The sequence below is a fragment of the Streptacidiphilus pinicola genome (assembly GCF_003258295.1).
GTDB classification, from domain to species: Bacteria; Actinomycetota; Actinomycetes; order Streptomycetales; family Streptomycetaceae; genus Streptacidiphilus; species Streptacidiphilus pinicola.
This window is the reverse complement of the sequence record NZ_QKYN01000101.1, coordinates 1-23933: the sequence shown is the minus strand read 5'-3', so window position 1 is coordinate 23933 and position 23933 is coordinate 1. Positions and strand designations below refer to the sequence as shown.

Here is a 23933-nt window from a genome sequence, read left to right as displayed (position 1 = left end):
CGCCACCGCCCCCCGGGGACGGCGGTGGCGGGTGTTGGGTGGGGTGTCCGTCGGGCTGCTCGCGGTGGCGTTCGGTGGGGTGCTGTACGGGGTGGACCGGGCGCACCAGGGAGTCGCGAGCGCCGCGGGCGTGGCGCGTGGTGGCTCCGGTTCGGACGCGGTGCTGCCCGCGCGGGCGGCGGGGGCGCCGGCCCCCGCGGCGGGCATCGGGCCGGCGCCGCTGCCGAGGTCGACGCCGTTGACGCTCGCGATTCCCTCCGTGCAGCTCAACGCGCCCCTGCTGGGGCTCGGGATGGACGGGAAGGGGGCGGCTGAGCTGCCGCCGTTCTCGCTGCCGCGGACCGCGGGCTGGCTCCGTGACTCCGCGTCGCCCGGAGAGGCCGGAACGGCGGTCGTGGTCGGGCATGTGGACACCACGACCGGGCCGGCGGTGTTCTGGAACCTCGCGGCGGTGCGGACCGGCGCCGAGGTGGACGTGGCGCGGCTGGACGGCCGGACCGCCGTCTTCACCGTGGACCGGGTGCGCGAGTACCCGAAGGCCGCGTTCCCCACCGCGCAGGTCTACGGACCGAGCCCCGGCGCGCAGTTGCGCGTGGTCACCTGCGGGGGAGCCTTCGACCGGGCGCGGCGCGAGTACACCGGTAACGTGGTGCTCTTCGCCCACCTGAGCGGCGTCCACTGAGTGGAGTGCGTACAATGTACGCATCTGCTTCGAGGAGGCCGTCTTGGCGGAAGCCCGTACGCCCGTGTGGGCCCGGACCCGCAGTGCCGGACGGGGCCCCCAGCCGTCCCTGAGCGTGGAGTCCGTGGTCGAGGCCGCCGTCGCGCTCGCGGACGCGGACGGGCTGGAGTCGGTGTCGATGCGGCGCATCGCCTCCGAGCTGGGCGTGGGCACCATGTCGCTCTACCGCTACGTCGAGACCAAGGACGACCTGCTCGACCTGATGATCGACCACGTGATGGGCGAGGGCGAACGCCCGCCCCGCGGCGCCGACTGGCGCCCGGAGCTGCGCGGCATCGCGCTGCGCTACCGGGCCTTGGTGCTGCGGCACCCCTGGGTGCTCGGCGTCTCCGCGTCCCGTCCGCCGCTCGGGCCCAACGTGCTCGACAACACCGAGCGGATGCTCGGGGCGATGGACGGCCAGGGCATCGGCATCGACGCGATGGCCCGGCTCGGCTGGACGGTGATGGCGTACGTGCGCGGCTTCGTGATGAGCGAGATCGCCGAGGCGGAGACGATCCGCCGCACCGGCGTGACCGAGGACGAGTACCGCCGGGCCCTCGGCCCCTACCTCGCGGGCGTGGTGGCGGAGGGCCGGCACCCGCTGCTGGCGGCGTTCATCCACGACGCGGACGACTACCCGGACCCGGACCAGGTCTTCGCGTCGGGCCTGGACCGGGTGCTGGACGGCATCGCCGTGGATCTGGCGCGGATGCAGCGCGCCCGCGCCGGACGGCGAAGCGACGTGTCAGTGACGGGCGATAGCGTTTCCACGACGCGTTAGCCCGATGCGTCAACGTCAGCCAGCAGGGCTACGCCCGGAGGATCCCGCATGACCAACATCGCTCCCACCGACGAGTTCGTGCTGCCCGAGTCGTGGCGCGCGGCGCTCCAGAGCGAGGTGGAGCAGCCGTACTTCCACGAGCTCGCCGAGTACGTCGCCGCCGAGCGGGCCGCAGGCCAGGTCTTCCCGCCCACGGGCGAGGTCTTCGCCGCGCTGGAGCACACCCCGCTGGACCGGGTGAAGGTGCTGCTGCTCGGTCAGGACCCGTACCACGACGACAACCAGGCGCACGGCATGTGCTTCTCCGTCCGCCGGGGCGTCAAGGTGCCGCCGTCGCTGCGCAACATCTACAAGGAGCTGGGCACCGACCTCGGCCTCACCGCGCCCAAGCACGGCAACCTGGAGGAGTGGGCCGACCAGGGCGTGCTGCTGCTCAACGCGGTGCTGACGGTCCGTGCGCACGAGGCCGGCTCGCACGCGGGCAAGGGCTGGGAGAAGTTCACCGACGCCGTCATCAAGGCCGTCAGCGCCCGCCCGGAGCCGGTGGTCTTCGTGCTGTGGGGCGGCTACGCCAAGAAGAAGCTCCCGCTGATCGACACCTCCCGGCATGTGGTGGTCCAGAGCGGGCACCCGTCGCCGCTGTCGGCGCGCTACTTCCTCGGCTCCAAGCCCTTCTCGCAGATCGACAAGGCGCTGGCCGACTTCGGCCAGACGCCGGTCAACTGGCAGCTCAGCGACTGAACCGCAGGGCTGTCAGGGTGACGGTCGTCGCGGCACCGTCCTGAGGGGAGACCAGGGTGAGGTACAGGTTGTGCACCCCCTTGGTCGGCAGTTGCAGCGCGGCCGTCACCCGGTTCTCTCCGGCGGGCAGGTCGACGGCGCCGATGGTCGGGCTGTTCGGCGTGTCCGCCCGCAGCTCCAACCTGGCTGCGGCGGAAGCCTGGTAGCCGACGGTGACGGTCGTCGCGGGCGTCGGTCCGGAGCCGAGGTCGTAGCCGGGCAGCTCGGCGGTGTCCCCGTTGCCGGCCAGCATGGGCAGCGAGGCGACGGCGGCCGTCGCCGACGGGCTCGCGGCCGTCGCGCCGCCGGCGCCGCCGCCGCGCTGCAGCACGGCCACGTCGTCGACGACCATCGGCGCGCCCGGCCGGGTCGCCGCCGTCGGGGTGGTGACGCCCTGGGCCAGCGCGTCCGGGAACTGGCCGCCGACGGCGACGTTGAGCAGCAGGAAGTCCCCGGCCGTGGTCGCCGCCTTCCAGGCCTCGGGCGTGACGTCGGTGGCCTTGACCGTCCAGTACTCGGCGCCGTCCAGATACCAGCGCAGTTCCTCGACCGGGCCGCTGCGGTCCCACTCCAACGCGTAGGTGTGGAAGCCGCTGTGGCACGCGCCCGCCGCGCACGGCGTGGTGCCGCCCAGGCCCGTCGTCTCACGGCACGGGCCGCCCTGGGCGACTCCGCAGTGCAGGGTGCCGTACACGGTGTCGTTGCCGTCGACGTTCTCGAGGATGTCGAACTCGCCGATCCCCGGCCAGGCGCTGGGATCGGTGCGCTCGCCCGCGCCGAGCGCCCAGAACGCCGGCCAGTAGCCGGCCGCCTGAGCGGCGCTGACCTGCGGCAGCTGCAGCCGGGCCTCGATCCGCAGCTCGGAGCCCGGCGCCGGGCGGAAGTCCGTCCGCCTGGTCTCGATGCGCGCCGAGGTCCACTGCCCGGAGGCGTCGCGCTGCGGCGTGATCAGCAGGTGGCCGTGCCCGTCCTGGCGCAGGTTGGCCGGATCTGCGGTGTAGCGCTCGACCTCGCCCGTGCCCCAGTTCTGCGGACCGCCCGGATAGCCGGTGCCGGTGTCGACGACCCAGTCCGCAGGGTTCGGTGGCGCGCCGTCCGGGCCGGTGAAGTCGTCACGCCAGACGGTGGACCAGCCGGGCGGTGCAACCGTCGCGGCGTCGTCGGACTTGGCCGGGGGCACGGACGACGAGCCGTGCAGCAGGGCGAAGCCGACCGCCCCCGCCGCCAGCACGGCGAGGACGACGGTCAGGATCAACAGACGTGGGGACTTTATGATCACAACGCCCAGCATGTACCAGTCAGAAATTGTCTGACCGATTTTCAGCTGAACGTGGCATCCGTCACCTCGCGCAGCTCCTCGACGGTGACCCCCGGCGTGAGCTCGACGAGCCGCAGGCCCTCAGCGGTCACGTCGAACACGGCCAGGTCGGTGATGACGCGGTGCACCACGCGGCGGCCGGTCAGCGGCAGCGTGCACCGGCGCAGCAGCTTGGGGCTGCCGTCCTTGGCGGTGTGCTCCATCACCACCACGACCCGTCGCGCGCCGTGGACCAGGTCCATCGCGCCGCCCATCCCCTTGACCATCCTGCCGGGGATCATCCAGTTGGCCAGGTCGCCCTCGGCCGAGACCTGCATCGCCCCCAGGATCGTCACGTCCACCCGGCCCGAGCGGACCATCCCGAACGACGCGGCGGAGTCGAAGTACGACGCCCCGTCCAGCACCGTGACCGTCTCCTTGCCGGCGTTGATCAGATCCGGATGCTCGGTCCCGGTGACGGGGTAGGGCCCGGTGCCCAGGATGCCGTTCTCGGAGTGCAGCACCACGCCGACCTCCGGCGGGAGGTGGTTCGGCACGAGGGTGGGCAGCCCGATACCGAGATTGACGTACTGTCCGTCGCGCAGTTCGGCGGCGGCGCGGGCGGCGAGCTGGTCGCGGGTGAGGGGCATCTCAGATCTCCTGGGCGGCGGGAACGGTGGTGCGGCGCTCGACGCGCTTGTCGTCCGGGTCGGTGACGAGGACGACGCGGTCCACGTGGATGCCGGCGAGGTGGATCGCGTCGGGCGCCAACTCGCCGGGCTCGACGATGCGTTCCGCCTCGACGACGGTCACCCGCCCGGCCATGGCCGCCAGCGGGTTGAAGTTGCGCGCGGCGGCGTGGAACACCAGGTTCCCGTGCCGGTCCGCGACGGCGGCGCGCACGAGGGCGAAGTCGGCGGTGATCGCCTCCTCCAGCAGGTGGTCCCGGCCGCCGAAGCGGCGCACCTCCTTGGGCGGCGAGGCGAGGAGGACCTCGCCGTCCCGGCCGTAGCGCCAGGGCAGGCCGCCCTCCTCGACCTGCGTGCCGACACCGGCCGGCGTGTAGAACGCGGGGATCCCGCAGCCGCCCGCGCGCAGCCGCTCGGCGAGCGTCCCCTGCGGCACCAGCTCGACCTCCAGCTCACCGCTCAGGTACTGCCGGGCGAACTCCTTGTTCTCGCCGACGTAGGAGGAGGTCATCCGGCTGATCCGGCCTTCGCGCAGCAGCAGGCCCAGTCCCCAGTCGTCCACCCCGCAGTTGTTCGACGCGACCCGCAGGCCGCCGACGCCGGACGCGACCAGCGCGGCGATGAGCGTCGACGGGATCCCGCACAGCCCGAACCCGCCGACGGCGAGTGAGGCGCCGTCAGGGATGTCCGCGACGGCGTCGGCAGGGGAGGGGATGACCTTGTCCACGGGGGGCTCCAGTTCCGGCGAGGGATGGCTCAACCATCGCCAGCGGCCGCGATCGGCGGCCATGTCGGTCGCCCACATGCTTCCCGCAGGGCTTGCGGCGGTCGCTCACATATCACCGTCGCGCGCACCCTCCTACGGTTCCGGCATCCACCCCGTCAGAGGAGCCGCAGCCATGACCGTCAACCGCCCGTCCCGCCCGGCCGACTGTGACATGCAAAGACGTACCGTCGGCGCGCTCGCCGTCGTCGCGGCCACTGCCCTGCTCGCCGCGGGATGTGCCTCCGCCGGGACGGCCGGAACCGCACCGTCGGGAGGGAGCGGCTCCGCGCCGGTCAAGGTGGGCCTGCTGTACTCCCGGACCGGCCTGCTGGCCGCCTACGGCAAGCAGTACGAGCAGGGCTTCCAGGCCGGCCTCGGCTACGCCACCCACGGCACCGGCACGGTGAACGGGCATCGGATCGACGTCGTCGAGCAGGACGACACCGGCGACCCGGCGACCGCCGTCGCCGATGCGAAGGACCTGATCGGCCAGGGCGTCAAGGTGCTGGCCGGCACCACCGACTCCGGCATCGGCCTGCAGCTCGCGCCGCTCGCCGCGCAGAACCAGATCCTCTACATCGCCGGCCCCGCCGCGACCGACGCGCTGACCGGCGCGAACAAGTACACCTTCCGCTCCGGCCGGGAGAGCTACCAGGACATCGCCGCCGCCGGCTCCTTCGTGGGTGACCCCAGCGGCAAGAAGGTGCTCGTGCTGGCGCAGGACAGCGCGTTCGGGCAGGCCAACGTCGCGGCCGTCAAGGCCGTGTTGGGGCCGAAGGGGGCGAGCGTCTCGCAGGTGCTGGCGCCGCCGAGCGCGACCGATCTGACGCCGTTCGCGCAGCAGGTGAAGTCCGCCAAGCCCGACCTGGTCTACGTCGCCTGGGCCGGGGCCACCGCCTCCGCGCTGTGGACGGCGCTGGACCAGCAGGGCGTGCTGGGCTCGACGAAGGTCGTCACCGGCCTGGCCGGGACCGCCTCGTACCCGGTCTTCGGCAGCGCGGGCAGCAAGGTGTCGTTCCTGGCGCACTACTTCCCGGGCGCGGGCGGGAACAACCCGGTGGAGACGGCCATGCTGAACGGCATCAAGCAGGCCGGCGGGACGCCGGACCTGTTCTCGCCGGACGGGTTCACCGCCGCACAGATGGTCGTGCACGCGCTCGAGGCGTCCGACAGCGACACCGGCGCCATGGTCAAGGCGCTGGAGGGCTGGTCCTTCGCCGGGCCCAAGGGGCAGGAGCAGGTCCGCGCCGCCGACCACGCCCTGCTGCAGCCGATGTTCCAGGCCACGTTGACGGGCTCCGGCGCCGCCGCGCAGCCCAGGCTGCTGGCCTCCCTGACCTCGGACCAGGTCGCCCCGCCGGTCAAGCCGATGGCGGGCTGAGCGCCGTGACGGCCGCCCGCCCGGCGCCGCCGGTGCTCCAGCTCACGGACGTGGGCTGGAGCGTCGGCGGCGCGGTGATCCTCGACGACGTCTCGCTGGAGGTCCGCGAGGGCGAGTTCCTCGCCTTCATCGGCCCCAACGGGGCGGGCAAGACCTCGCTGTTCAACCTGGTCAGCGGCCTGAATCCGGTCAGTCGCGGCAGTATCGCGCTCGACGGTGCGGACATCACCCGGCTCGCCCCGCACGCCCGCGCCCGGCGCGGGCTCGGCCGCACCTTCCAGACCTCCAGCCTCTGGCCCGGCATGACGGTGGCCGACCATGTCCGGCTCGCCGCGCAGGCGGCGCAGGGCGGGTCGTTCCAGCTGTGGCGCCGTGCGCGTCCGTTCACCGCCGAGGTGACGGCGACGCTGGAGCGCACCGGCCTCACCGGCCGCGCCGAGGCGCTCGCCGGCTCCCTCTCGCACGGCGAGAAACGGAAGTTGGAGCTCGCCGTGCTGCTGGTCGGCGATCCCCGGGTGATGCTGCTGGACGAGCCGATGGCCGGCGTCAGCGCCGAGGAGGTGCCCGCCCTCACCGAGCTGATCCGCTCGTTGCACCGCGACGAGGGCCGCACCGTGATGATGGTGGAGCACCACATGGACGTCCTGCTGGGCCTGGCCGACCGCCTGGCCGTCATGCACCACGGCACGCTGCTGGCACTCGACGTGCCGGACACCGTCATGGCCGACGAGACCGTCCAACTCGCTTACCTGGGGGAGGAGCTGTGAGCGCACCACTGCTCAGCGTGCGGGAGCTCAAGGTCGTCGTCGGCGGTCGGCACATCCTGCACGGCGTCGACCTCGACGTGGCCCCGGCCGGAGTCACCGCCCTGCTCGGTCGCAACGGCGCGGGCAAGACCACGACGGTCCGCGGCATCCTCGGGCTGGTGCCGCGCTCGGGCTCCGTCCGCTACGACGGGCACGAGACCGTCGGCATGACGACGCATCAACTCGTGCGGCGCGGCATCGGCTACGTCCCGGAGGACCGCGGCGTCTTCGCCGCGCTGACCGTCGCGGAGAACCTGCGGCTCGCCGAGCGAGACGCCGACCCCGCCTACGACCTGGTCCACGAGCTCTTTCCGGAACTCCGGCAGCGCGCCCGGCAGGCCGCCGGGACGCTCTCGGGCGGGCAGCAGCAGATGGTCGCCATCGGCCGCACCCTGCTGAACCGCAGCAACCGTCTGATCATCGCGGACGAGCCCACCAAGGGTCTCGCCCCGCGCGTCGTCACCGAGGTGGCCGTCGCGCTCGAACGCGCCGCGCAAGCCGTGCCGATCCTGCTCGTCGAGCAGAACCTGGCCCTGGTGCGGCGGTTGGCCGGCCACTGCGTCGTCGTGGCCGACGGCCGCACCGCTCACGCGGGCCCCGCCGCCGAGTTGCTCGCGGACGCCGAGAAGTCCCGCACCCTGCTCGGCGTCGGCCGCCGCGCGGACGCCGCGACAGGACCGGGAGGGGACCGCTGATGTCCACCGTCGTGCTGCTCTGCATCACCGGACTCGGGCTCGGCGCGCTCTACTTCCTGGTCGCCTCCGGGCTCTCGCTCATCTTCGGCCTGATGGACGTGCTCAACTTCGCCCACGGCGCGCTGCTCTCCGTCGGCGCCTACGCCACCTGGTGGGCGGCGAGCCACTCCTTCGGCTATCCGCTCGCGCTGCTCTTCGGCACCGCCGTCGGCACGTTGGCCTCCGTCGCGCTCGAACTCGGCCTGATCCGGCCGCTGTACCGGCGCCCGCGCGAACAGGTGCTGGCCACCGTCGGCGTGGGGCTCGCCGTACCGGCGCTGCTCTCCGCGATCTGGGGAGCCGACGCCCGCACCTTCCCCGTGCCGGGCGCGCTGGCCGGGACGTTCACACTGCTCGGCGCGTCCGTGCCGGTCAACCGCCTGGTGCTGATCGGTGCCGCGCTCGTGGTGCTGCTCGCGCTCAGGCTCTTCCTCGGCCGGACCCGCCATGGGCTCGTCGTGCGGGCCGGGGTGGAGGACCGGGCCATGGTGACCGCCCTCGGCATCGACGTGCGCCGGGCCTTCACGCTCGTCTTCGCCATCGGCGGCGCGGCCGCGGCCCTCGCGGGCGGCCTCGCCGGGCTCTACTTCGGCTCCGTCGACCCGACCCAGGGCGGTTCACTGCTGATCTTCGGCTTCGTCGTCGTGGTGATGGGCGGTCTCGGCTCCGTCAGCGGCGCGGCCGTCGCCTGCGTCGTGGTCGGGCTGGTCCAGCAGTTCGCCAACTACTACAGCACCGCGGGACTGGGCGACCTGTCCGTGGTCGTCATGCTCGCCGCGCTGCTGCTGGTGCGGCCGAGCGGCCTGACCGGGAGGCTCGCGTGAACGTCCCTGCCGTCAATGTGGCAAGCCTGCTGCGGCGTTGGTGGCCCGTCCCGGCCCTGGTCGTGCTGGTCCTGCTCCCGTACAGCGCGCTGCCGCTGCCCGGCCTGCTGGACGGCCCGATCGGCAGCCCCGGCAGCCTGCAACTGCTGGCGCTCTGCCTGGTGTTCGGGGCCCTCGCCACCGGCTACGACCTGCTGCTCGGCCGCACCGGCCTGCTCTCGTTCGGGCACGCCCTCTACTTCGCCGCCGGGACGTACGCGACGGACCTGATGCTCACCCAGGCCGGTCTGGGCTTCTGGCCCGCGGCGGGCCTCGGGCTGCTGTCGGGCGTCGTGCTGGCCACGCTGCTCGGCTCGGTGAGCCTGCGGATGACCGGCATCGGCTTCGCCATGGTCACCCTCGCCTTCGCCCAGGCCGGCTCGATCCTGGTCCAGCGCGACCCGGGCGGCGTGACCGGCGGCGAGGAGGGGCTGGCCGCGACCGGCCTGCCGGGCTCGCTCGTCGGCATCCAGCACACCGCCAACCTGTACTGGATCGCGCTCGCCTACCTCGTCGTGACGTTGGTCTCCGTGCGGTGGACGGTGCGCTCGCCGATCGGCCGCGTCTGGGAGGGAATCCGCGAGAACGAGCGCCGGGTGGAGGTGCTGGGCCTGCGCCCCTACGGGTTCAAGCTGGTCGCCTTCGTGCTCGCGGGCACCCTGGCCGCGCTCGGCGGCGTGGTCTACCTGCTGCTCACCGGCGGGGCCACGCCGCAGACGACGACCTCCGACTTCACCCTGTCGCTGCTGGTCATGGTGGTGCTGGGCGGGTCCGGGACCCGTTGGGGCCCGCTTGTCGGTGGCGTGCTGTACACCTGGGCCCAGCATCGACTCGCGAGCCTGGCCGGCTCCGGGACGATCGCCGGCCTGCCGTCCGTCCTGCGGGTGCCGTTGTCGCAGCCGCTGTTCCTGCTGGGGGTGCTGTTCGTGATCGTCGTCTACGCGCTCCCGGGCGGCGTCGCCGGCCTGCCGGCCCGCGTGCGGGCCCGCACGGTGTCGAGGTCCGTTCCGAGGGGAGTCCAGGCATGAGTGCTGTTCCGCCGTTCGAGGAGCGGTCCGTCCCGGTCGAGGGCGGCGACCTCGCCGTCCTGCGCTGGCCCGCCGCCTCGCCCGACGCGCCCGTGGTGCTCGCGCTCCACGGCATCACCGCCAACGGCCTCGCGTGGGGCGCCGTCGCCGAGGCCCTGGACGGCCGTGCCACCCTGCTCGCCCCCGATCTCCGCGGCCGGGCCGCGAGCGCGGGCATACGCGGCCCGTGGGGCATCGGTCACCACGCCGACGACGCCGCGGCGGTCGTCCACGCCCTCGGGGCGGGCGGCCCCGTGGTGCTGACGGGCCATTCGATGGGCGCCTACGTCTCCACGGTCACGGCGGTCCGGTACCCGGAGCTGTTCTCCTCCGTCCTGCTGATCGACGGCGGCGTCGGCTTCCCCCCGCCTCCCGGCCTGGACGGCGACGCCCTGCTCACCGCCGTCCTCGGCCCCGCGATGCAGCGGCTGTCGATGACGTTCGCCTCCCGGCAGGCCTACCGCGCGTTCTGGCAGGCCCACCCCGCGGTGGGCGGCGGCCTGTGGTCCGACGCGGTCGACGCGTACCTCCAGCGCGACCTGGTGGGGGAGGAGACGGCGCTGCGCTCCTCCTGCGTCCTCGACGCGGTCCGCACGGACGGCCTCGGCGTCTTCGACCCCGACCACCTGGGCGCGGTCCACAAGCTCCCCACCCCGTCCCGCCTCCTCCTCGCGGAACGCGGCCTCCTCAACGAACCCCAGCCCCTCCTCGACGCCTCCCGCGTCGCCGCGGCGGGCGTCGACACCCTCCGCCTCCCCTTCGAGGTGATCCCGAACACCAACCACTACTCGATCCTCACGGCGCCAGGCCCCGCAGGACGGATCGCCGACGCGCTGATCCTTTAGTTGCGGCTCCGCCGCTTGGGCGCGACCGGTCACGGACGCTCTCGCAGCCCGTTGCTCTATCCAGGGGCGCGAGGCTGTGCCGATTTGCGGCTCCGCCGCTTGGGCGCGATCGGTTGCACTGTCCAGGGGCGCGAGGAACCGCGCGACACGCCACCCGGGGCAGCAAGATCCCGAGCGGACAGGGCCATCCGTCTCGGGTGGGCTTCTCGCGCAGTTCCCCGGGCCCCTGGCGGCTACGCCGCTTCGGCCAGGGTCTCCGCGGCTACCGCCGCCGCGCGGTTGCGCGCGCGTTGGCGCGCGACCTTGCGGGCGACGAAGGCGCTGATCGTCGTGGTCGCGGCGAAGGAGACCGCGAGGCTCAGCCAGAACGTGTTGAAGGCGTTCTCGTTCAGCCACCCCACGCCGATGACGTAGAGCGACCAGACCGCCGCGGACACCGCGGACCAGCGGATGAAGTGGCGCGGCGGTGACGCCGCCGTGCCGACGGCCAGGTCGAGGACGCTGCGTCCGCCCGGTACGAAGCGGGCGATCACGACCGTCCGGCCGGGCTTGCGCTGGAGCGCGGAGAGGACCGTCGCGGCCGCCTCGATCGTGCCCGCACGGCGGCCGATCCAGCGGCGCGCCCGCGCGCCGCCCCGGCGGCCGAGATGCAGGAGTACCAGATCCGCGGCGAAGGAGGCCCCGGCCACGCCCGAGATCAGGATCGGCAGGGGAGCGTGTGACTCACGCGACTCCAGCACCGCCGCGACCACGATCGACGCGCTGGGGACGAAGGGGAGGAAGGCGTCGGAGAAGACCGCCAGCAGCGCCAGCAGGTAGAACCACGACGTCTCCAGGTAGCCGAGCACCACGTTCACGCCCTCTGCACCGTGCCTGTTCCTGTTCCGTCGTCCGCGTCCCTACCGGCCCACCACTCCGGGCTGCGCCCTCCCTGGTCGACGACAAACGCTAGCCGGTGCATCATGCCATCGAACACCACCCCCACGTGTCGTGGCTCACTCCCTTCTTACCTGCGAAAACGCTGGGAACACGCTCCGCTTCCAGAGCGGGACCCTCCGCTATGGCTTCGTGACGCCGCGTTCATCCCGCGGCTGACTTCGTGTCAGTCCGGCGACGCTCCCGATTCCTAGGGTCGTCACCATGACCGCCACCCTTCCGGCGCCCGCCGCCCCGGCCGCGCCGACACCCCCGGCCGGGTCCGGCACGCCCGGTGCGACCGCTCCCGCCGCGCGCGGCGGGAGAGTGCGGCGCGTGCCCGGTCCGGTGCTGCGCCTGCGGACGCAGGCCGGCGTCACACTGCTGCTGCTCGCCGCCACGCTGGTCACCGCGCTGCTCGGCTTCGCCGACAGCGCCGACCGGGTGCACCGGCTGTCCGGCGTCTCCGAACCCCGCGCCGCCGCGGCCGGGCAGCTCTACCAGGCGCTGGCCGACCTGGACGCGCAGCGCGCCAAGTCGCTGGTCATGGGCTACGCCGCCCCGGATCCGACCGCCCCGCCGGACGCCACGCCCGTGCTCGTCGACGACGGCGTGCTCGCGGCGCTGACCGCGCAGGCGGACCAGCGCGACGCCGCGACCGCGCTCGCCCAACTGGCCGCCGCGGAACCGCAGCAGGTCCAGGGGCTGCTGGACACGCTGAACCTCTACGACGCCTGGACCGGCACCGAGGAGTACTTCGTCGGCACGCAGGCCGACCCGGTCGTCGGCCACCCGCAGCCCGGCGCGGTCGACAACTACGCCCAGGCCGACGCGCTGCTGGGGGCCCAGTTGCTGCCCCAGGTCGCCGCGCTGCGCGACACCGCGGACCGGCAGGTCGCGTCCGACCGGGCCGACGCCCACGACGCCGCCCTCGCCTACGCGGTCGGGCTCGGCACGCTCGGCGTCGCGACCCTGCTGGCGCTGCTCTGGTGGCAGCGGGACCTGATGGTCCGCCACAACCGGGTCCTCAACCCGCCGTTGCTGGTCGCCACCGCCTGCGTCGCGGCGCTGCTCGTCGGCGCCACCACCGCCCTGACCGGTGCGGCGGGCCAGGTCGACGCCGCCGTCGCCACCGGGTACACCCCGTACGCGCGGCTCGCCCAGGCGTCCGTCGCCGCCGCTGACGCCGAGGCGCGGCAGAGCCGCTGGGTCGTCGACACCGACTACCGGCCCGCGCTGGCGGCCGACTTCCAGACGGACTCCGGGCGCGTCAGGCAACTGCTCGCCCAGGACCCGTCCCCCGCGGCCGCCGTCGTGCGGCAGCGCTTCGACGCCTACGTCAGCTCCGACGCCGGGCTGCGGCAGCTCGCCGACGGCGGTGACGTCAACGGGGCCGCGCTGCGCCTGACCGGCGTCGGCCGTCAGGACGCGGCGTTCACCTACTACGACTTCGCCATCCACCTCGGCGCGCTGGCCGGGGCCGACGCGGCTGCGTTCAGCAGCCACGCGGGCGCCGCGGCCGAGGACCTCTCGGGCTGGACGGGCATCTCCGCCGCCGGCCTGGCCGTGGCGATGCTGCTGGTGCTCGGCGGCGTCCGCCCGCGGCTGCGGGAGTACAGCTGAGCCCGACCGAGGGCCGGGCGTCGCGACGGGGCGTCAGCGCCCCGCGTGCCGGTAGAGGTAGTCGACCACCGGCACCGTGCCGCTGACGCCCTCGGAGTACATGAACGGCGAGGTCCGGTAGGTGCCGCCGACGATCACGCTCGGCATCTCGTTGGTCTGGTACCGGTCCCGCAGCGCCGGGGCGGCCTGCGTCTCGTCCTGGACCTGCTGCGACTCGTACGCGTCGCGGACGTCCTGCGGGTTCAGCCCCTCGTCGGCCGCCCAGTCGAGCACGGACTGCTCGGTGGTGAGGTCCATGCCTTCGTCGCGCACCGCGCGGAAGACCGGGATCGCCTCACGCTGCGCCACACCCAGCTTGTCCAGCGTGTAGAAGAGCCGCGCGTAGGCCATCATCACCGGCTGGTCCGGCCAGGCGGCCGGGATGCGCCGGATGGTGACGGGCGGGTTCTGGCGGGCCGCCCAGTCGTCCAGCGGCTGCTCCAGCTGGTACGAGTGCGAGCAGTTGTACCAGAACACCTCCGTGACCTCCCGCGCCGAGGTCTGTACCGACCGGGCCAGCCGGACGAACTGGTGCCCCTCGGAGTACGCGGGCGCGGCGGCCGTGGACGGCGCGGGTACGGCGGCGGCACCGAGCAGGGCGGAACAGGTGGCGGCGGCAAGGGCGAGCCGGATCAGAACGCGCATGCAGGCACGATGACAAGCCGTCCGCCGGGCCGGGCCGGGGACACGGCGACGCCGGGCGGTATTCGCCCGATCGGGGCCCGCCCGGTAATTCGTTTGCCGCCGCCACAGCGCTCGCCTACCGTGGAACGCGTACCTGTTGCCGCCCGAAGGAGAAGGCCCTTGCTCTGCTGAGCTCGGAGACACGTCCCGACCTCAGCCGTGCTGTGCCCTCGTTCCTCCTGGGCGGCTTTTCCGCGTCCGCGTTCTGCCCCGCCTTCCGCGCCGCAGTCCGCGCTCCGCGCGTCGCTGGTTCTCACCGGTCGGGTCCCGTGTCTCCCACGTGTCGCTGAATCACATGATCAACGCCACCGGGAGCCTGCATGTCACACCCCACCCATTCCGAGCCGGCCGTCGTCACGACGGACCTGCACTACGCCTGGCCCGACGGGACGCCCGTCCTCGAAGGGCTGGACTTCTCCGTCGGTGTCGGCCGCACCGGCCTGATCGGCCGCAACGGCAGCGGCAAGTCCACCCTGCTGCGCCTGGTCGCCGGGGACCTCGCCCCGGACGCCGGACACGTCCGCGTCCGCGGCGCCCTCGGCTACCTGCCGCAGCGTCTCCCGCTCGACGTCGCGCTGCCCGTCGACGTCGCCCTCGACATCGCCGGCCCGCGGCGCGCGCTGCAAGCCATCGAGCGCGGCGAGGTGACGGAGGAGAACTACGCCGCCGTCGGCGACCAGTGGGACGTCGAGGAGCGTGCGCTCGCCGAGCTGGACCGGCTCGGTCTCGGCCACCTCGGCCTGGACCGGCGGCTCGCCGAGCTGTCCGGCGGCGAGGCCGTGCTGCTCGGCCTGGCCGGCCAACTGCTGCGCGGACCGGACGTCCTGCTGCTCGACGAACCCACCAACAACCTCGACACCGGCGCGCGGGACCGGCTCTACCGGGCCGTCACCGAGTTCCGCGGCACGCTCGTCGTGGTCAGCCACGACCGCGAGCTGCTGGACCTGGTCGACTCCGTCGCCGAACTGCGCGACGGCGAGGTGAGCTGGTTCGGCGGCAACTTCTCCACCTACGAGGACGCGCTCGCCGTCGCCCAGGAGGCGGCGCAGCGCGACGTCCGCGTCGCGGAGGCGGATCTGCGCCGCCAGCGCCGCGAACTGGTGGACACCCAGGTCAAGCTGGCCCGGCGCAAGCGCTACGGGCAGAAGATGTTCGAGAACAAGCGGGAGCCGAAGATCGTCATGGGCGCACGCAAGCGGTCGGCGGAGCAGTCCGCGGGCCGCCTGCGCAACGAGCACGAGGACAAGGTCCGCGCGGCACGCGAACGCCTCTCCGACGCGGAGCTCGCCGTGCGGGACGACGACGAGATCCGCGTCGACCTGCCGGCGACCGAGGTCCCGGCGGGCCGCACCGTGTTGTCCCTGACGGACCTGCTGCCGGTGTACGCGGACCCGGAGGGCCCGCGCGTGCAACTGGAGCTGCGCGGTCCCGAGCGGGTGGCGCTGGTCGGCCCGAACGGCAGCGGAAAGACGACGCTGCTGCGGACCATCGTCGGCGAGCTGGAGCCGGTCGCGGGCGAGGTGCTCCGACCCGTCCCGCTGCGGTACCTGCCGCAGCGTCTCGACGTGCTCGACGAGGAGCGGAGCATCGTCGCCAACGCGGCGCGGTTCGCCCCGCAGGCGACCGAGAACGCGCTGCGCGCGCGGCTCGCCCGCTTCCTCTTCCGCGGCGCCCGGGCCGACCAGCCGGTCGGCACCCTCTCGGGCGGCGAGCGCTTCCGCGCGACCCTGGCCGCGCTGCTGCTGGCCGAGCCGGCCCCGCAGGTCCTGTTGCTGGACGAACCCACCAACAACCTCGACCTGGCAGGCATCCGTCAGCTCACCACCGCGCTCGCCGACTACCGCGGCGCGCTCATCGTGGTCTCCCACGACCCGCGCTTCCTCGCCGACCTCGGTGTCGACCGGGAGGTGCGGTTGGGCGCGTAGCGCCCAAAGGGGCGCGAGGCTCGGCTGATGTGCGGCTCCGCCGCGTGGGCGCGACCGCAGATCAGCAGAGCCTCGCGCCCCTGAGGGGGTTGCTGTCTCACCCGCCGGTGCTGGCGGTGGCCGGGGCCTTCAGGGGGGACATGAACCAGTCGAAGTAGATCGACGCCGAGATGAAGAGTCCGATCACGCCCAGGACCACGCCTGCCCAGGCGACCGCCTTGACCCAGGAGGGGATCTCCTTCGTGGACAGGAACGCGCCGCCGAAGACCGTCGCCGCGCCGACCAGGACCGCGACCAGCGCGAAGACGCCGTTCCACTCGGCCACGCGGTGCCACGCGTCGGTGAACTCGGTCTTGACCAGGTCGGCGTTGGACTTCGAGGTGATCTGGCCGATCACGCCCTGGCGCTGCTGCACCACCGTGCCCAGGTAGCTGCCGCTCAGCGAGATGACGCCGAGGGCCGCGGAGACGACCGCCGCCGCGCCGCCGAGGACGCCCTTGGAGACGCTGTCCTGCGTGAGCGCGTCCAGCTCGTCGTCGGTGAGCTCGTCCAGCTCCTTCTGCTCGGGGCTGAGCACGTTGTTGGGGCGTGGGGACCAGGCCTGCTTCGGTGCGACGCCCATGGAGACCGTCTTCGGGTCGGCGGCCACGTCGCCCGTGGGCTTCATGGGCGCGGCCGGGCCGAAGCCGGGGACGTCACTGGGGTCGGTGGGGGCGGAGGGGCCGCCCGGAGTGGTGGGACCGGGAGTCGTCATGCCGGGCACCCTAGGGCTTCTTTGTGAGGAGCGGATGAATTCTTGACTCCTTCATGGGATATGCCGCCCGCCACGAGCTGGCCGGTCACTCCCCTCCTGGAAACCGCTCCTGTCAACCCTCACCAGGAACCGGGCTCAGGTCTTGTACAGAGTCGCACCCATGTCTGGCTGGGTCCGCCTCGTAGGGTCGTAAAGGTGAGCTGGTTCCCCGCCACAGCGGCGGACCGTTCCGCGCCGACCTTGGAGTGTTCTGCAATGACCGTCCTGCGTGAAGCCCCTGTGAGCACGAGCGATGCGCACGGCCGCGTCGCCGAGCTGCACGCGATCCGTGGACAGATGCTGGCGGGGCCGAGTGAGGCGGCGACCGCCGCGCAGCACGCGAAGGGCAAGCTGACCGCCCGGGAGCGCATCGAGCTGCTGCTGGACGAGGGCTCCTTCAACGAGGTCGAGCCGCTGCGTCGGCACCGCGCCACCGGCTTCGGTCTGGAGGCCAAGAAGCCCTACACCGACGGCGTGATCACCGGCTGGGGCACCGTGCACGGCCGGACCGTCTTCGTCTACGCGCACGACTTCCGGATCTTCGGCGGCGCGCTGGGCGAGGCCCACGCGCAGAAGATCCACAAGATCATGGACATGGCCATCGCGGCCGGTGCGCCGCTGGTCTCCCTGAACGACGGCGCCGGCGCCCGTATCCAGGAGGGCGTCACCGCCCTGGCCGGCTACGGCGGCATCTTCCAGCGCAACACCCGCGCCTCCGGCGTGATCCCGCAGATCTCCGTGATGCTCGGCCCGTGCGCGGGCGGCGCGGCCTACAGCCCGGCGCTGACCGACTTCGTCTTCATGGTCCGCGAGACCTCGCAGATGTTCATCACCGGCCCGGACGTGGTCAAGGCCGTCACCGGTGAGCAGATCTCCCAGAACGGGCTCGGCGGCGCGGACGTGCACGCCGAGGTCTCCGGCGTGGCGCACTTCGCCTACGACGACGAGCGCGCCTGCCTGGAGGAGGTCCGCTTCCTGCTGTCGATGCTGCCGCAGAACAACCGGGAGACCCCGCCGGTCGAGATGACCGAGGACCCGGCCGACCGCCGCTGCGAGGCCCTGCTCGACCTGGTCCCCGCGGACGGCAACCGCCCGTACGACATGCGCAAGGTGATCGAGGAGCTCGCCGACGACGGCCAGTTCATGGAGATCCACGAGCGCTGGGCCACCAACGTCATCTGCGCGCTGACCCGCATGGACGGCCAGGTCGTCGGCATCGTCGCCAACCAGCCGCAGTCGCTGGCGGGCGTGCTCGACATCCACGCGTCCGAGAAGGCCGCTCGCTTCGTCCAGCTGTGCGACGCGTTCAACATCCCGCTGGTCACGCTGCTCGACGTCCCCGGCTTCCTGCCCGGCGTCGACCAGGAGCACGGCGGCATCATCCGCCACGGCGCCAAGCTGCTGTACGCGTACTGCAACGCCACCGTGCCGCGCATCTCGCTCGTCCTGCGCAAGGCCTACGGCGGCGCCTACATCGTCATGGACTCCCGGTCCGTCGGCGCGGACCTCGCGTTCGCCTGGCCGACCAACGAGATCGCGGTCATGGGCGCCGAGGGCGCCGCGAACGTGATCTTCCGCCGCGAGATCGCCGCCGCCGACGACCCTGAGGCCAAGCGCGTCGAGATGGTGCAGCAGTACAAGGACGAGCTGATGCACCCCTACTACGCCGCCGAGCGCGGCCTGGTCGACGACGTGATCGACCCCGCCGCCACCCGCGAGGTGCTGATCCGCTCGCTGCAGATGCTGCGCACCAAGCACGCGGACCTCCCGGCCCGCAAGCACGGCAACCCGCCGCAGTAAGCCGCGGTAAGCAGTCCCCGAACCGAACCGAACCGCACACGTACTGAGGAAGGCAACGATGACCTCCGCCACTGCGCCGATGGTCCAGATCGTCAAGGGTGAGCTCGCCGACGACGAGCTCGCCGCGCTGACCGCCGTGCTGATGGCTCGCGCGGCCGCCGCCCAGCGTGCCGAGCAGCCGCGCTTCGCGCACGGCAGCCGGCACCCGCAGGCCCGCTGGCGCCGCCTGGAGCGCGTCTCCAGCTACCGCAACCCCGTCAGCTGGCGCTGACCGGACGCCCGTCCACGGGGAGGCTGATCAGCGGTGGAGGCTCCGGCATCGGCCAGGCCACCGTCCTGCGCGTGCTCGCCGAGGGCGGCCAGGTCGTCGCCGCCGACGTCGACCAGGCCGGCCTCGCCGCCACCCGCAAGCTCGCCGCCGACGCCGGCACCGAGGCGCTCCTGCACACCGTCGAGGTGAACATCGCCGACGAGGCGTCCGTCCGCGCCGGCGTCGCCGCCGCGCTCGACGCCCTCGGCGGGCTGGACGTCCTGGTCAACGCGGCGGGCATCCTGCGCTCCTCGCACACCCACGAGACCAGGCTGGAGCAGTTCAACAAGGTGATCGCGGTCAACCTGACCGGCACCTTCCTGATGATCCGCGAGGCCGTGCCGGCGCTGCTGCAGGGCGACGCCCCGGCCGTGATCAACTTCAGCTCCACGTCCGCGAGCTTCGCGCACCCCTACATGGCCGCCTACGCGGCGAGCAAGGGCGGCATCCAGTCCATGACGCACGCACTGGCCGCCGAGTACAGCAAGCAGGGCATCCGCTTCACCTCGGTCGCGCCCGGCTCCATCTCCTCCGGCATGACCGACGCCTCCGGCACCAGCACCCAGAACGCCGGCCCGGGTCTGCCGGAGGACGCGGACATGTCGCTGTACATGAAGCTCCTGCCGGCGCTCGGCAGCGGCTTCGCCGGCCCGGAGGCGGTCGCGGGCGTCGTCGCCATGCTCGGCTCGGTGGACGGCTCGTTCATCACCGGCACCGAGATCCGCATCGACGGCGGCACGCACTACTGATCAATGCCCCGACCGCACTGATCCTGACCGCGCACGCGAGGAGGGGCGGCCCCGTTGCTCGGGGCCGCCCCTCCTGTTCGGTCAGGCCGTTCGGTTCAGCTGTTCGATCAGCAGGGGCCGTCGTCGGTCCAGACCCCGGCCGCGCCGCCCGGGGTGTCGGCCTCGGTCCACCACTTGGCGGTCCACTGGTGGCCGTTGTAGCTGACCACGGCGCCGCCGTTGTACGCGGTGCCGGAGTTCCACGGCGCCGCGGTGCAGGTGCCGCCGCCACTGCTGCTCGTCGGCGACGGGCTCGCGGAGGCCGACGCGGACGCGCTCGGCGACGGCGTGGTGGTGGGCGGGGTCGCGCCTGCGAACTGCACGTCGTACTTGGTGAAGTCCCAGGAGTTCTGCGGCACGCTGCTGCAGGTCCCGGACGTCGTACCGTTGTTGTCCGGCGGGGTGCACTGCCGGTCGCGGTTGACCGACCAGAAGGTGTACCGGGCCATGTGGTTGGTCTCTGCGAAGTTCAACACCGTCTGGAAGTCCGACTGGTAGAAGAACTCGCCGCTGTCACTGCGGCCGTTCATCATCGAGATGCCCTCGTGGGCGTAGGCCGTGGCGCTGTCCCAGCCGAAGGTGTTCATCAGCATCGTGTTGAACGCCTGCAGCGCGGAGATCTGGCTCGAAGCGCCGTTGAAGCCGCCGTCGAAGGGCATGATGGAGAAGTTATTCGGCGTGAAGCCGTCCGTCTTGGCCTGGTTGAGCATCTGCTGGCCGAACCAGCCGGTGCCGGCAGCGGTGCCCGGGGTGGTCACCGAGAGGTAGAGACCCGGGTTGTTCCGCTGCAGGATCTGCGCGGCGCCGATCTCGTTCGCGACGGCCGTGCTGTTCTCGTACTCCGGCTCTTCGAGGTCGAAGTCCATCGCGTGCAGGCCGTACTTGTCGATGACCTGCTGGTAGGCGGCGGCGGTCGAGGCCGGGTCGGCGCAGGTCTGACCCAGCTTGGTGCCGCCGTAGCCGCCGATCGAGACGGAGACGTCGCCGCCGGCCGCGCGGATCGAGGAGATGGTCGCCGCCACGCTCGTGTCGCTGGACACGGCTGAGGTTCCACCCCAGGTCGGGGTACAGCCACCGCCGTTGGGGGCGAGGATGAAGGCGAGCTGGAAGGCTTTGACACCGGTCGCCGCCATGACGTCCGTCGGGTTCGGCGGGTTGTTGTCGAGTGGCATCAGATAGGGCGCGGCGGCATACCAGTTGCTGCCGAGTGCGGCGGTGGTACTGGCCTGGGCACTGCCGCCCATCGACGCCAGCAGCCCGCCTGCGGCGAGCGCGGCGGCGCCGACCGTCGCGACGACGCGGTTGGGGGTCAAGCGGAACACCTGGACACTCCTTGTGGGGAGGAGGACAAGGACAGCCGCGGAGGGCGGCGGGCGCGCAGTGGGGGAGCGTCCGCACGGATCCACGGTTCGTCCAGGGTGGGTGACGTGTCGGTAGCGAGTCAATAGATTGGACTAGACCTAGGGCTAGACCAATCTTCTCTTAAGGTCCACCCCTCTCCTGAGGTCCTCTCCTGAGCCCCGCGTGCCTCAACCGGCGACGACCACCGCCACCGTCATGCCCGGGGCGATCCCTCCCGCCTCCGGTCCCGGCCCAAGGCCGCGCTCCAGGCGCGCGAACAGCGCGCACAGCAGCTTGGCCTCATAGGTCGGGTCGAGCGCGATGCCGTGCCGCTGCTCGAAGTCGACACGGAACGCGTCCAGTTCGGGCGAGCGGCGGCCGTAGCCGCCGAACACGGCGGAGCCGTCCAGCGCCCAGTCGCCGCGCGGGCCGCCGAAGGCCTGCCGCTGCAGCTCCGCGGTTTCCGCAGCGAGGTCGGCGTGCGCCAACGCGGCGAAGCCGAGCGCCCGTTGGCCGGGCCCCAGCCCGGCCGCCAGGCCAGCGAGCATGCCACCCGTCCCGACCGAGCAGCACACCACCTGCGCTCCACAGTCGCGCAACTCCTCGCCGAGGGCGACGCAGCCGCCCACCCCCTCGGCGTTGCTGCCGCCCTCCGGCACCACCCACGCACGGCCGTACGTCCGTTGGAGCGCGTCGAGCGATGCGGGATCCATCCGCGTGCGCCAGGCGGCGCGGCTGACGAACTCCAACTCCATGCCGTCAGCGGCAGCCTGGGCCAGTACGGGGTTCAACTCCCGCCCGCGCAGCTCGTCCCCGCGCACGACACCCACCGTCCGAAGCCCCGCCTCCCGCCCGGCGGCCGCCGCCGCGCGCAGGTGGTTGGAGTACGCGCCGCCGAAGGTCAGCAGGGTGTCGTGGCCCTCGCGCCGGGCGCGCGCCAGATTCGGCTGCAGCTTCCGCCATTTGGTGCCACTGACGGGCGGATGCAGCAGGTCGTCGCGCTTCAACAGCAGCCGCACACCCGCGCGCCGAGCGCGCTCGTCATCCAGCTCCTGGACGGGCGACGAGCGTTCGCGTTCCGGACTCATCCCAGCAGGCCCCATGCCTTGGCCACCAGCTCGTAGGAGCGACGCCGCGCCTCGTGGCCGTGGATGTTGCTGGTCACCATCAACTCGTCGGCGCCCGTGCGCTTCCGCAGCTCCTGCAGCCCGGCGCGCACCTGGTCCGGATCGCCGACGACGACGTTGGACACCCAGGTGTGGACGAAGTCCCGCTCCAACTCGCTGTAGGGGTAGGCCTCCGCCTCCTCCGGCGTCGGCACCAGCCCCGGCCGGCCGGTGCGCAGCCGCAGCATCGACAGCGCCCCCGAGCCCGCCAGCCGCCGTGCCTCGCGCTCCTCGTCCGCCGCCACGACCCCGACACCGATCAGCGCGTACGGCTCGGAGAGCGCCTCCGACGGGCGGAACGACTCCCGGTACAGGTCCAGCGCGGGCACGGTGTTCGCCGCGCTGAAGTGGTGCGCGAACGCGAACGGCAACCCGAGCCGCCCGGCCAGCTGCGCGCTGAAGCCCGAGGAGCCCAGCAGCCACACCGGCGGCCGGCCGCTGCCAGGGGCGCTCGCCTCACCGGGGACGGCCTTCAGCCGCTCGTAGAGGTGACCCGGCGGGAAGTCCGCGTCCAGGAAGTGCAGCAGCTCGCTGAGCTGCTGCGGGAACTCGTCCGCCCCGTCCAGCCCGGCCCCGCGTCGCAGCGCCCGCGCCGTCGCCTGGTCCGTGCCGGGCGCGCGCCCGAGCCCGAGGTCGATCCGTCCCGGGTGCAGCGCGTGCAGCAGCCCGAACTGCTCCGCGATCACCAGCGGCGCGTGGTTCGGCAGCATCACCCCGCCGGAGCCCAGGCGGATCCGGCTCGTGTGCGCGCCCAGATGCGCCAGCAGCACGGCGGGGGAGGAGCTCGCCACCCCGGGCATCCCGTGGTGCTCGGCGACCCAGAACCGGAGGAAACCCCACTCCTCGGCCTGTTGCGCCAGCGTGGTCGTGGCGGCCAGCGCCTGCGACGGGCTGTAGCCCTCCCCGACGGTGGCCAGATCCAGGATCGACAGCGGCGCCTCGGCGGTTGTTGCCTTGGTTGCTTCGGGGACGGTCTGGCTCATCGTGCGGCTCCACGGACGTGACGGTTCTCTGCTCTGCTCTCCCTCAGGCCAACCGCCGTCCTCGCCCGGCTGTTCCCACCGCCGACCCATCGTGGGTGCGGGGGAACTGCCTCGGTCCCTGGAACGTGACACCTCTCACACGGACGAGACACGTCGAGAGAGGCCCGCATGATCGACGGCTTCCGCAACCCATCAGACGCGACGACCTGCCTCCCGGAGGACCTGCTCCTCCTCTGCGCCCGCAGTGCCCGCAGTGCCCGCCGGGACGACGGACGGATCCGGCAGCCGGTCTACCTGCCCCACGCCCTGGCGGGCGCCGTCCTCGTGGAACTCCTCTTCGCCGGCGCCCTGCGGTTCGACGACAAGCGCCTCCACCTCGATGGGAACCCGCCGCTCGGCCACCCGTCCCTGGCCGCCGCGGCCACCACCCTGCTGCCCAGCCTCTCCGGTCCGCGCGGAGCGCGCATCTCCACCTGCCTCGTCCGCCTCCGCCGCCGCCCGGGCGCGCGTCCCTTCCTCGACTCCCTCACTACCGCCGGCCTGGTCCGCCGCGACGAGACCCGCCTCCTCGGCTTCATCCCCGTTGCCAGCCACACCCTCACCGACCCCTCGATCCGCGCCCACCGCGTCTCCCGCATCGACGCAGCCCTCGCCTCCCCCGCCACGGCGAACCCACGCGACCTCGCCCTGGCCACCCTCGCCGCCACCGTCGACCTCACCAACCACCTCCACCCCACCCGCCCGGACCGCCCCACCCGCCGCCTCCTCACCGACCTCACCCGCGCGGACCCCATCTCCTCCGCGGTCGCCACCTCCATCCGCCGCGCCCGCAC

24 protein-coding genes are annotated in these 23933 nt (G+C 72.8%); 15 read left to right on the top strand and 9 right to left on the bottom strand.

Features of this window, described 5'->3' with window-relative positions; all coding sequences use genetic code 11:
• The 3 genes from DN069_RS25495 to ung all read left to right on the top strand — a co-directional run.
• Positions 1 to 682 (top strand): class F sortase (locus DN069_RS25495; protein ID WP_207892259.1); only part of this gene is annotated, 682 nt, incomplete at its 5' end.
• 43 nt (positions 683 to 725) lie between these two features.
• Positions 726 to 1505 (top strand): TetR/AcrR family transcriptional regulator, encoded by a 780-nt coding sequence (locus DN069_RS25490; RefSeq protein ID WP_111504649.1) that lies wholly within the window; start codon positions 726 to 728, stop codon positions 1503 to 1505.
• 48 nt (positions 1506 to 1553) lie between these two features.
• Positions 1554 to 2246 (top strand): uracil-DNA glycosylase, encoded by a 693-nt coding sequence (gene ung / locus DN069_RS25485; protein ID WP_111504647.1) that lies wholly within the window; start codon positions 1554 to 1556, stop codon positions 2244 to 2246.
• Here ung and DN069_RS25480 read toward each other — a convergent pair.
• The 3 genes from DN069_RS25480 to DN069_RS25470 are packed head-to-tail and all read right to left on the bottom strand — an operon-like array spanning position 2236 to position 4998.
• On the bottom strand, positions 2236 to 3564 hold the full coding sequence (locus DN069_RS25480) for a family 16 glycosylhydrolase (RefSeq protein WP_165845635.1): 1329 nt from the start codon (positions 3562 to 3564) through the stop codon (positions 2236 to 2238). The two genes, ung and DN069_RS25480, sit on opposite strands and share 11 nt — an antisense overlap.
• Before the next feature lie 41 nt (positions 3565 to 3605).
• Positions 3606 to 4232, bottom strand: coding sequence for a 3-oxoacid CoA-transferase subunit B (locus DN069_RS25475; RefSeq protein ID WP_111504643.1), 627 nt, complete (start codon positions 4230 to 4232; stop codon positions 3606 to 3608).
• A 1-nt stretch (position 4233) separates the two neighbouring features.
• Entirely contained in the window at positions 4234 to 4998 is a 765-nt protein-coding gene (locus DN069_RS25470; RefSeq protein ID WP_243639699.1) for a CoA transferase subunit A, read from the bottom strand.
• 211 nt (positions 4999 to 5209) lie between these two features.
• Here DN069_RS25470 and DN069_RS25465 point away from each other — a divergent pair, with 211 nt between their 5' ends.
• From DN069_RS25465 to DN069_RS25440, 6 genes are read left to right on the top strand one after another with little or no spacing between them, the layout of a single operon-like run.
• Entirely contained in the window at positions 5210 to 6418 is a 1209-nt protein-coding gene (locus DN069_RS25465; RefSeq protein WP_111504657.1) for a substrate-binding domain-containing protein, read from the top strand.
• A gap of 5 nt (positions 6419 to 6423) precedes the next feature.
• Positions 6424 to 7185: an ABC transporter ATP-binding protein gene (locus DN069_RS25460; protein ID WP_165845634.1), complete on the top strand. Its 762-nt coding sequence runs from the start codon at positions 6424 to 6426 to the stop codon at positions 7183 to 7185.
• Positions 7182 to 7919, top strand: a complete 738-nt coding sequence (locus DN069_RS25455) for an ABC transporter ATP-binding protein (RefSeq protein WP_111504641.1) — start codon at positions 7182 to 7184, stop codon at positions 7917 to 7919. The genes DN069_RS25460 and DN069_RS25455 overlap by 4 nt, the downstream gene beginning before the upstream one ends.
• Positions 7919 to 8782 (top strand): branched-chain amino acid ABC transporter permease, encoded by an 864-nt coding sequence (locus tag DN069_RS25450; protein ID WP_111504639.1) that lies wholly within the window; start codon positions 7919 to 7921, stop codon positions 8780 to 8782. The genes DN069_RS25455 and DN069_RS25450 overlap by 1 nt, the downstream gene beginning before the upstream one ends.
• Positions 8779 to 9849: a branched-chain amino acid ABC transporter permease gene (locus DN069_RS25445; protein WP_111504637.1), complete on the top strand. Its 1071-nt coding sequence runs from the start codon at positions 8779 to 8781 to the stop codon at positions 9847 to 9849. Before DN069_RS25450 ends, DN069_RS25445 begins: the two co-directional genes overlap by 4 nt.
• Positions 9846 to 10733 carry an alpha/beta fold hydrolase gene (locus DN069_RS25440; RefSeq protein WP_111504635.1) on the top strand — a complete coding sequence of 296 codons (888 nt, stop codon included), beginning with the start codon at positions 9846 to 9848 and terminating at the stop codon, positions 10731 to 10733. Before DN069_RS25445 ends, DN069_RS25440 begins: the two co-directional genes overlap by 4 nt.
• A gap of 233 nt (positions 10734 to 10966) precedes the next feature.
• Here DN069_RS25440 and DN069_RS25435 read toward each other — a convergent pair whose 3' ends face one another.
• Complete coding sequence (locus DN069_RS25435) at positions 10967 to 11590, bottom strand: DedA family protein (protein ID WP_111504633.1); 624 nt, start codon at positions 11588 to 11590, stop codon at positions 10967 to 10969.
• A 283-nt stretch (positions 11591 to 11873) separates the two neighbouring features.
• Between DN069_RS25435 and DN069_RS25430 the strand changes: the two genes are divergently transcribed.
• On the top strand, positions 11874 to 13271 hold the full coding sequence (locus tag DN069_RS25430) for a hypothetical protein (RefSeq protein ID WP_133260038.1): 1398 nt from the start codon (positions 11874 to 11876) through the stop codon (positions 13269 to 13271).
• 33 nt (positions 13272 to 13304) lie between these two features.
• Here the strand turns inward: DN069_RS25430 and DN069_RS25425 are convergent, their stop codons facing one another.
• Positions 13305 to 13955, bottom strand: coding sequence for a thiol:disulfide interchange protein DsbA/DsbL (locus tag DN069_RS25425; protein WP_111504629.1), 651 nt, complete (start codon positions 13953 to 13955; stop codon positions 13305 to 13307).
• 359 nt (positions 13956 to 14314) lie between these two features.
• Here DN069_RS25425 and DN069_RS25420 point away from each other — a divergent pair, with 359 nt between their 5' ends.
• Complete coding sequence (locus tag DN069_RS25420; RefSeq protein WP_111504627.1) at positions 14315 to 15919, top strand: ABC-F family ATP-binding cassette domain-containing protein; 1605 nt, start codon at positions 14315 to 14317, stop codon at positions 15917 to 15919.
• Between the two features lie 97 nt (positions 15920 to 16016).
• Here DN069_RS25420 and DN069_RS25415 read toward each other — a convergent pair whose 3' ends face one another.
• Positions 16017 to 16673 carry a hypothetical protein gene (locus DN069_RS25415; protein ID WP_111504625.1) on the bottom strand — a complete coding sequence of 219 codons (657 nt, stop codon included), beginning with the start codon at positions 16671 to 16673 and terminating at the stop codon, positions 16017 to 16019.
• Positions 16674 to 16928: 255 nt separating this feature from the next.
• On the opposite strand from DN069_RS25415, the gene DN069_RS25410 reads away from it, so the two are divergent.
• The 3 genes from DN069_RS25410 to DN069_RS25400 are packed head-to-tail and all read left to right on the top strand — an operon-like array spanning position 16929 to position 19571.
• Positions 16929 to 18512, top strand: coding sequence for an acyl-CoA carboxylase subunit beta (locus DN069_RS25410; protein ID WP_111504623.1), 1584 nt, complete (start codon positions 16929 to 16931; stop codon positions 18510 to 18512).
• A 58-nt stretch (positions 18513 to 18570) separates the two neighbouring features.
• Entirely contained in the window at positions 18571 to 18783 is a 213-nt protein-coding gene (locus tag DN069_RS25405; RefSeq protein WP_111504621.1) for an acyl-CoA carboxylase subunit epsilon, read from the top strand.
• Positions 18780 to 19571, top strand: a complete 792-nt coding sequence (locus DN069_RS25400) for an SDR family NAD(P)-dependent oxidoreductase (protein ID WP_111504619.1) — start codon at positions 18780 to 18782, stop codon at positions 19569 to 19571. The genes DN069_RS25405 and DN069_RS25400 overlap by 4 nt, the downstream gene beginning before the upstream one ends.
• 107 nt (positions 19572 to 19678) lie before the next feature.
• Here the strand turns inward: DN069_RS25400 and DN069_RS25395 are convergent, their stop codons facing one another.
• The 3 genes from DN069_RS25395 to DN069_RS25385 all read right to left on the bottom strand — a co-directional run bounded on the left by DN069_RS25395 (position 19679) and on the right by DN069_RS25385 (position 23100).
• Positions 19679 to 20854 (bottom strand): chitinase, encoded by a 1176-nt coding sequence (locus DN069_RS25395; RefSeq protein ID WP_111504655.1) that lies wholly within the window; start codon positions 20852 to 20854, stop codon positions 19679 to 19681.
• Positions 20855 to 21139: 285 nt separating this feature from the next.
• A complete protein-coding gene (locus DN069_RS25390; RefSeq protein WP_243639697.1) occupies positions 21140 to 22039 on the bottom strand; it encodes a 1-aminocyclopropane-1-carboxylate deaminase/D-cysteine desulfhydrase in 900 nt (299 codons plus the stop codon).
• On the bottom strand, positions 22036 to 23100 hold the full coding sequence (locus tag DN069_RS25385; RefSeq protein ID WP_111504615.1) for an LLM class flavin-dependent oxidoreductase: 1065 nt from the start codon (positions 23098 to 23100) through the stop codon (positions 22036 to 22038). Before DN069_RS25385 ends, DN069_RS25390 begins: the two co-directional genes overlap by 4 nt.
• Before the next feature lie 168 nt (positions 23101 to 23268).
• Here DN069_RS25385 and DN069_RS25380 point away from each other — a divergent pair.
• On the top strand, positions 23269 to 23933 hold a 665-nt coding region (locus tag DN069_RS25380; RefSeq protein ID WP_111504653.1), incomplete at its 3' end, for a GOLPH3/VPS74 family protein.

Excerpts from the sequence above, each read along its gene's own strand:
- ung (WP_111504647.1), top strand. The coding sequence starts at position 1,554 with ATGACCAACATCGCTCCCACCGACGAGTTCGTGCTGCCCGAGTCGTGG.
- DN069_RS25475 (WP_111504643.1), bottom strand. The coding sequence starts at position 4,232 with ATGCCCCTCACCCGCGACCAGCTCGCCGCCCGCGCCGCCGCCGAACTG.
- DN069_RS25465 (WP_111504657.1), top strand. The coding sequence starts at position 5,210 with ATGCAAAGACGTACCGTCGGCGCGCTCGCCGTCGTCGCGGCCACTGCC.
- DN069_RS25450 (WP_111504639.1), top strand. The coding sequence starts at position 7,919 with ATGTCCACCGTCGTGCTGCTCTGCATCACCGGACTCGGGCTCGGCGCG.
- DN069_RS25440 (WP_111504635.1), top strand. The coding sequence starts at position 9,846 with ATGAGTGCTGTTCCGCCGTTCGAGGAGCGGTCCGTCCCGGTCGAGGGC.
- DN069_RS25430 (WP_133260038.1), top strand. The coding sequence starts at position 11,874 with ATGACCGCCACCCTTCCGGCGCCCGCCGCCCCGGCCGCGCCGACACCC.
- DN069_RS25425 (WP_111504629.1), bottom strand. The coding sequence starts at position 13,955 with ATGCGCGTTCTGATCCGGCTCGCCCTTGCCGCCGCCACCTGTTCCGCC.
- DN069_RS25420 (WP_111504627.1), top strand. The coding sequence starts at position 14,315 with ATGTCACACCCCACCCATTCCGAGCCGGCCGTCGTCACGACGGACCTG.
- DN069_RS25415 (WP_111504625.1), bottom strand. The coding sequence starts at position 16,673 with ATGACGACTCCCGGTCCCACCACTCCGGGCGGCCCCTCCGCCCCCACC.
- DN069_RS25410 (WP_111504623.1), top strand. The coding sequence starts at position 16,929 with ATGACCGTCCTGCGTGAAGCCCCTGTGAGCACGAGCGATGCGCACGGC.
- DN069_RS25405 (WP_111504621.1), top strand. The coding sequence starts at position 18,571 with ATGACCTCCGCCACTGCGCCGATGGTCCAGATCGTCAAGGGTGAGCTC.
- DN069_RS25395 (WP_111504655.1), bottom strand. The coding sequence starts at position 20,854 with ATGGGCGGCAGTGCCCAGGCCAGTACCACCGCCGCACTCGGCAGCAAC.
- DN069_RS25390 (WP_243639697.1), bottom strand. The coding sequence starts at position 22,039 with ATGAGTCCGGAACGCGAACGCTCGTCGCCCGTCCAGGAGCTGGATGAC.
- DN069_RS25385 (WP_111504615.1), bottom strand. The coding sequence starts at position 23,100 with ATGAGCCAGACCGTCCCCGAAGCAACCAAGGCAACAACCGCCGAGGCG.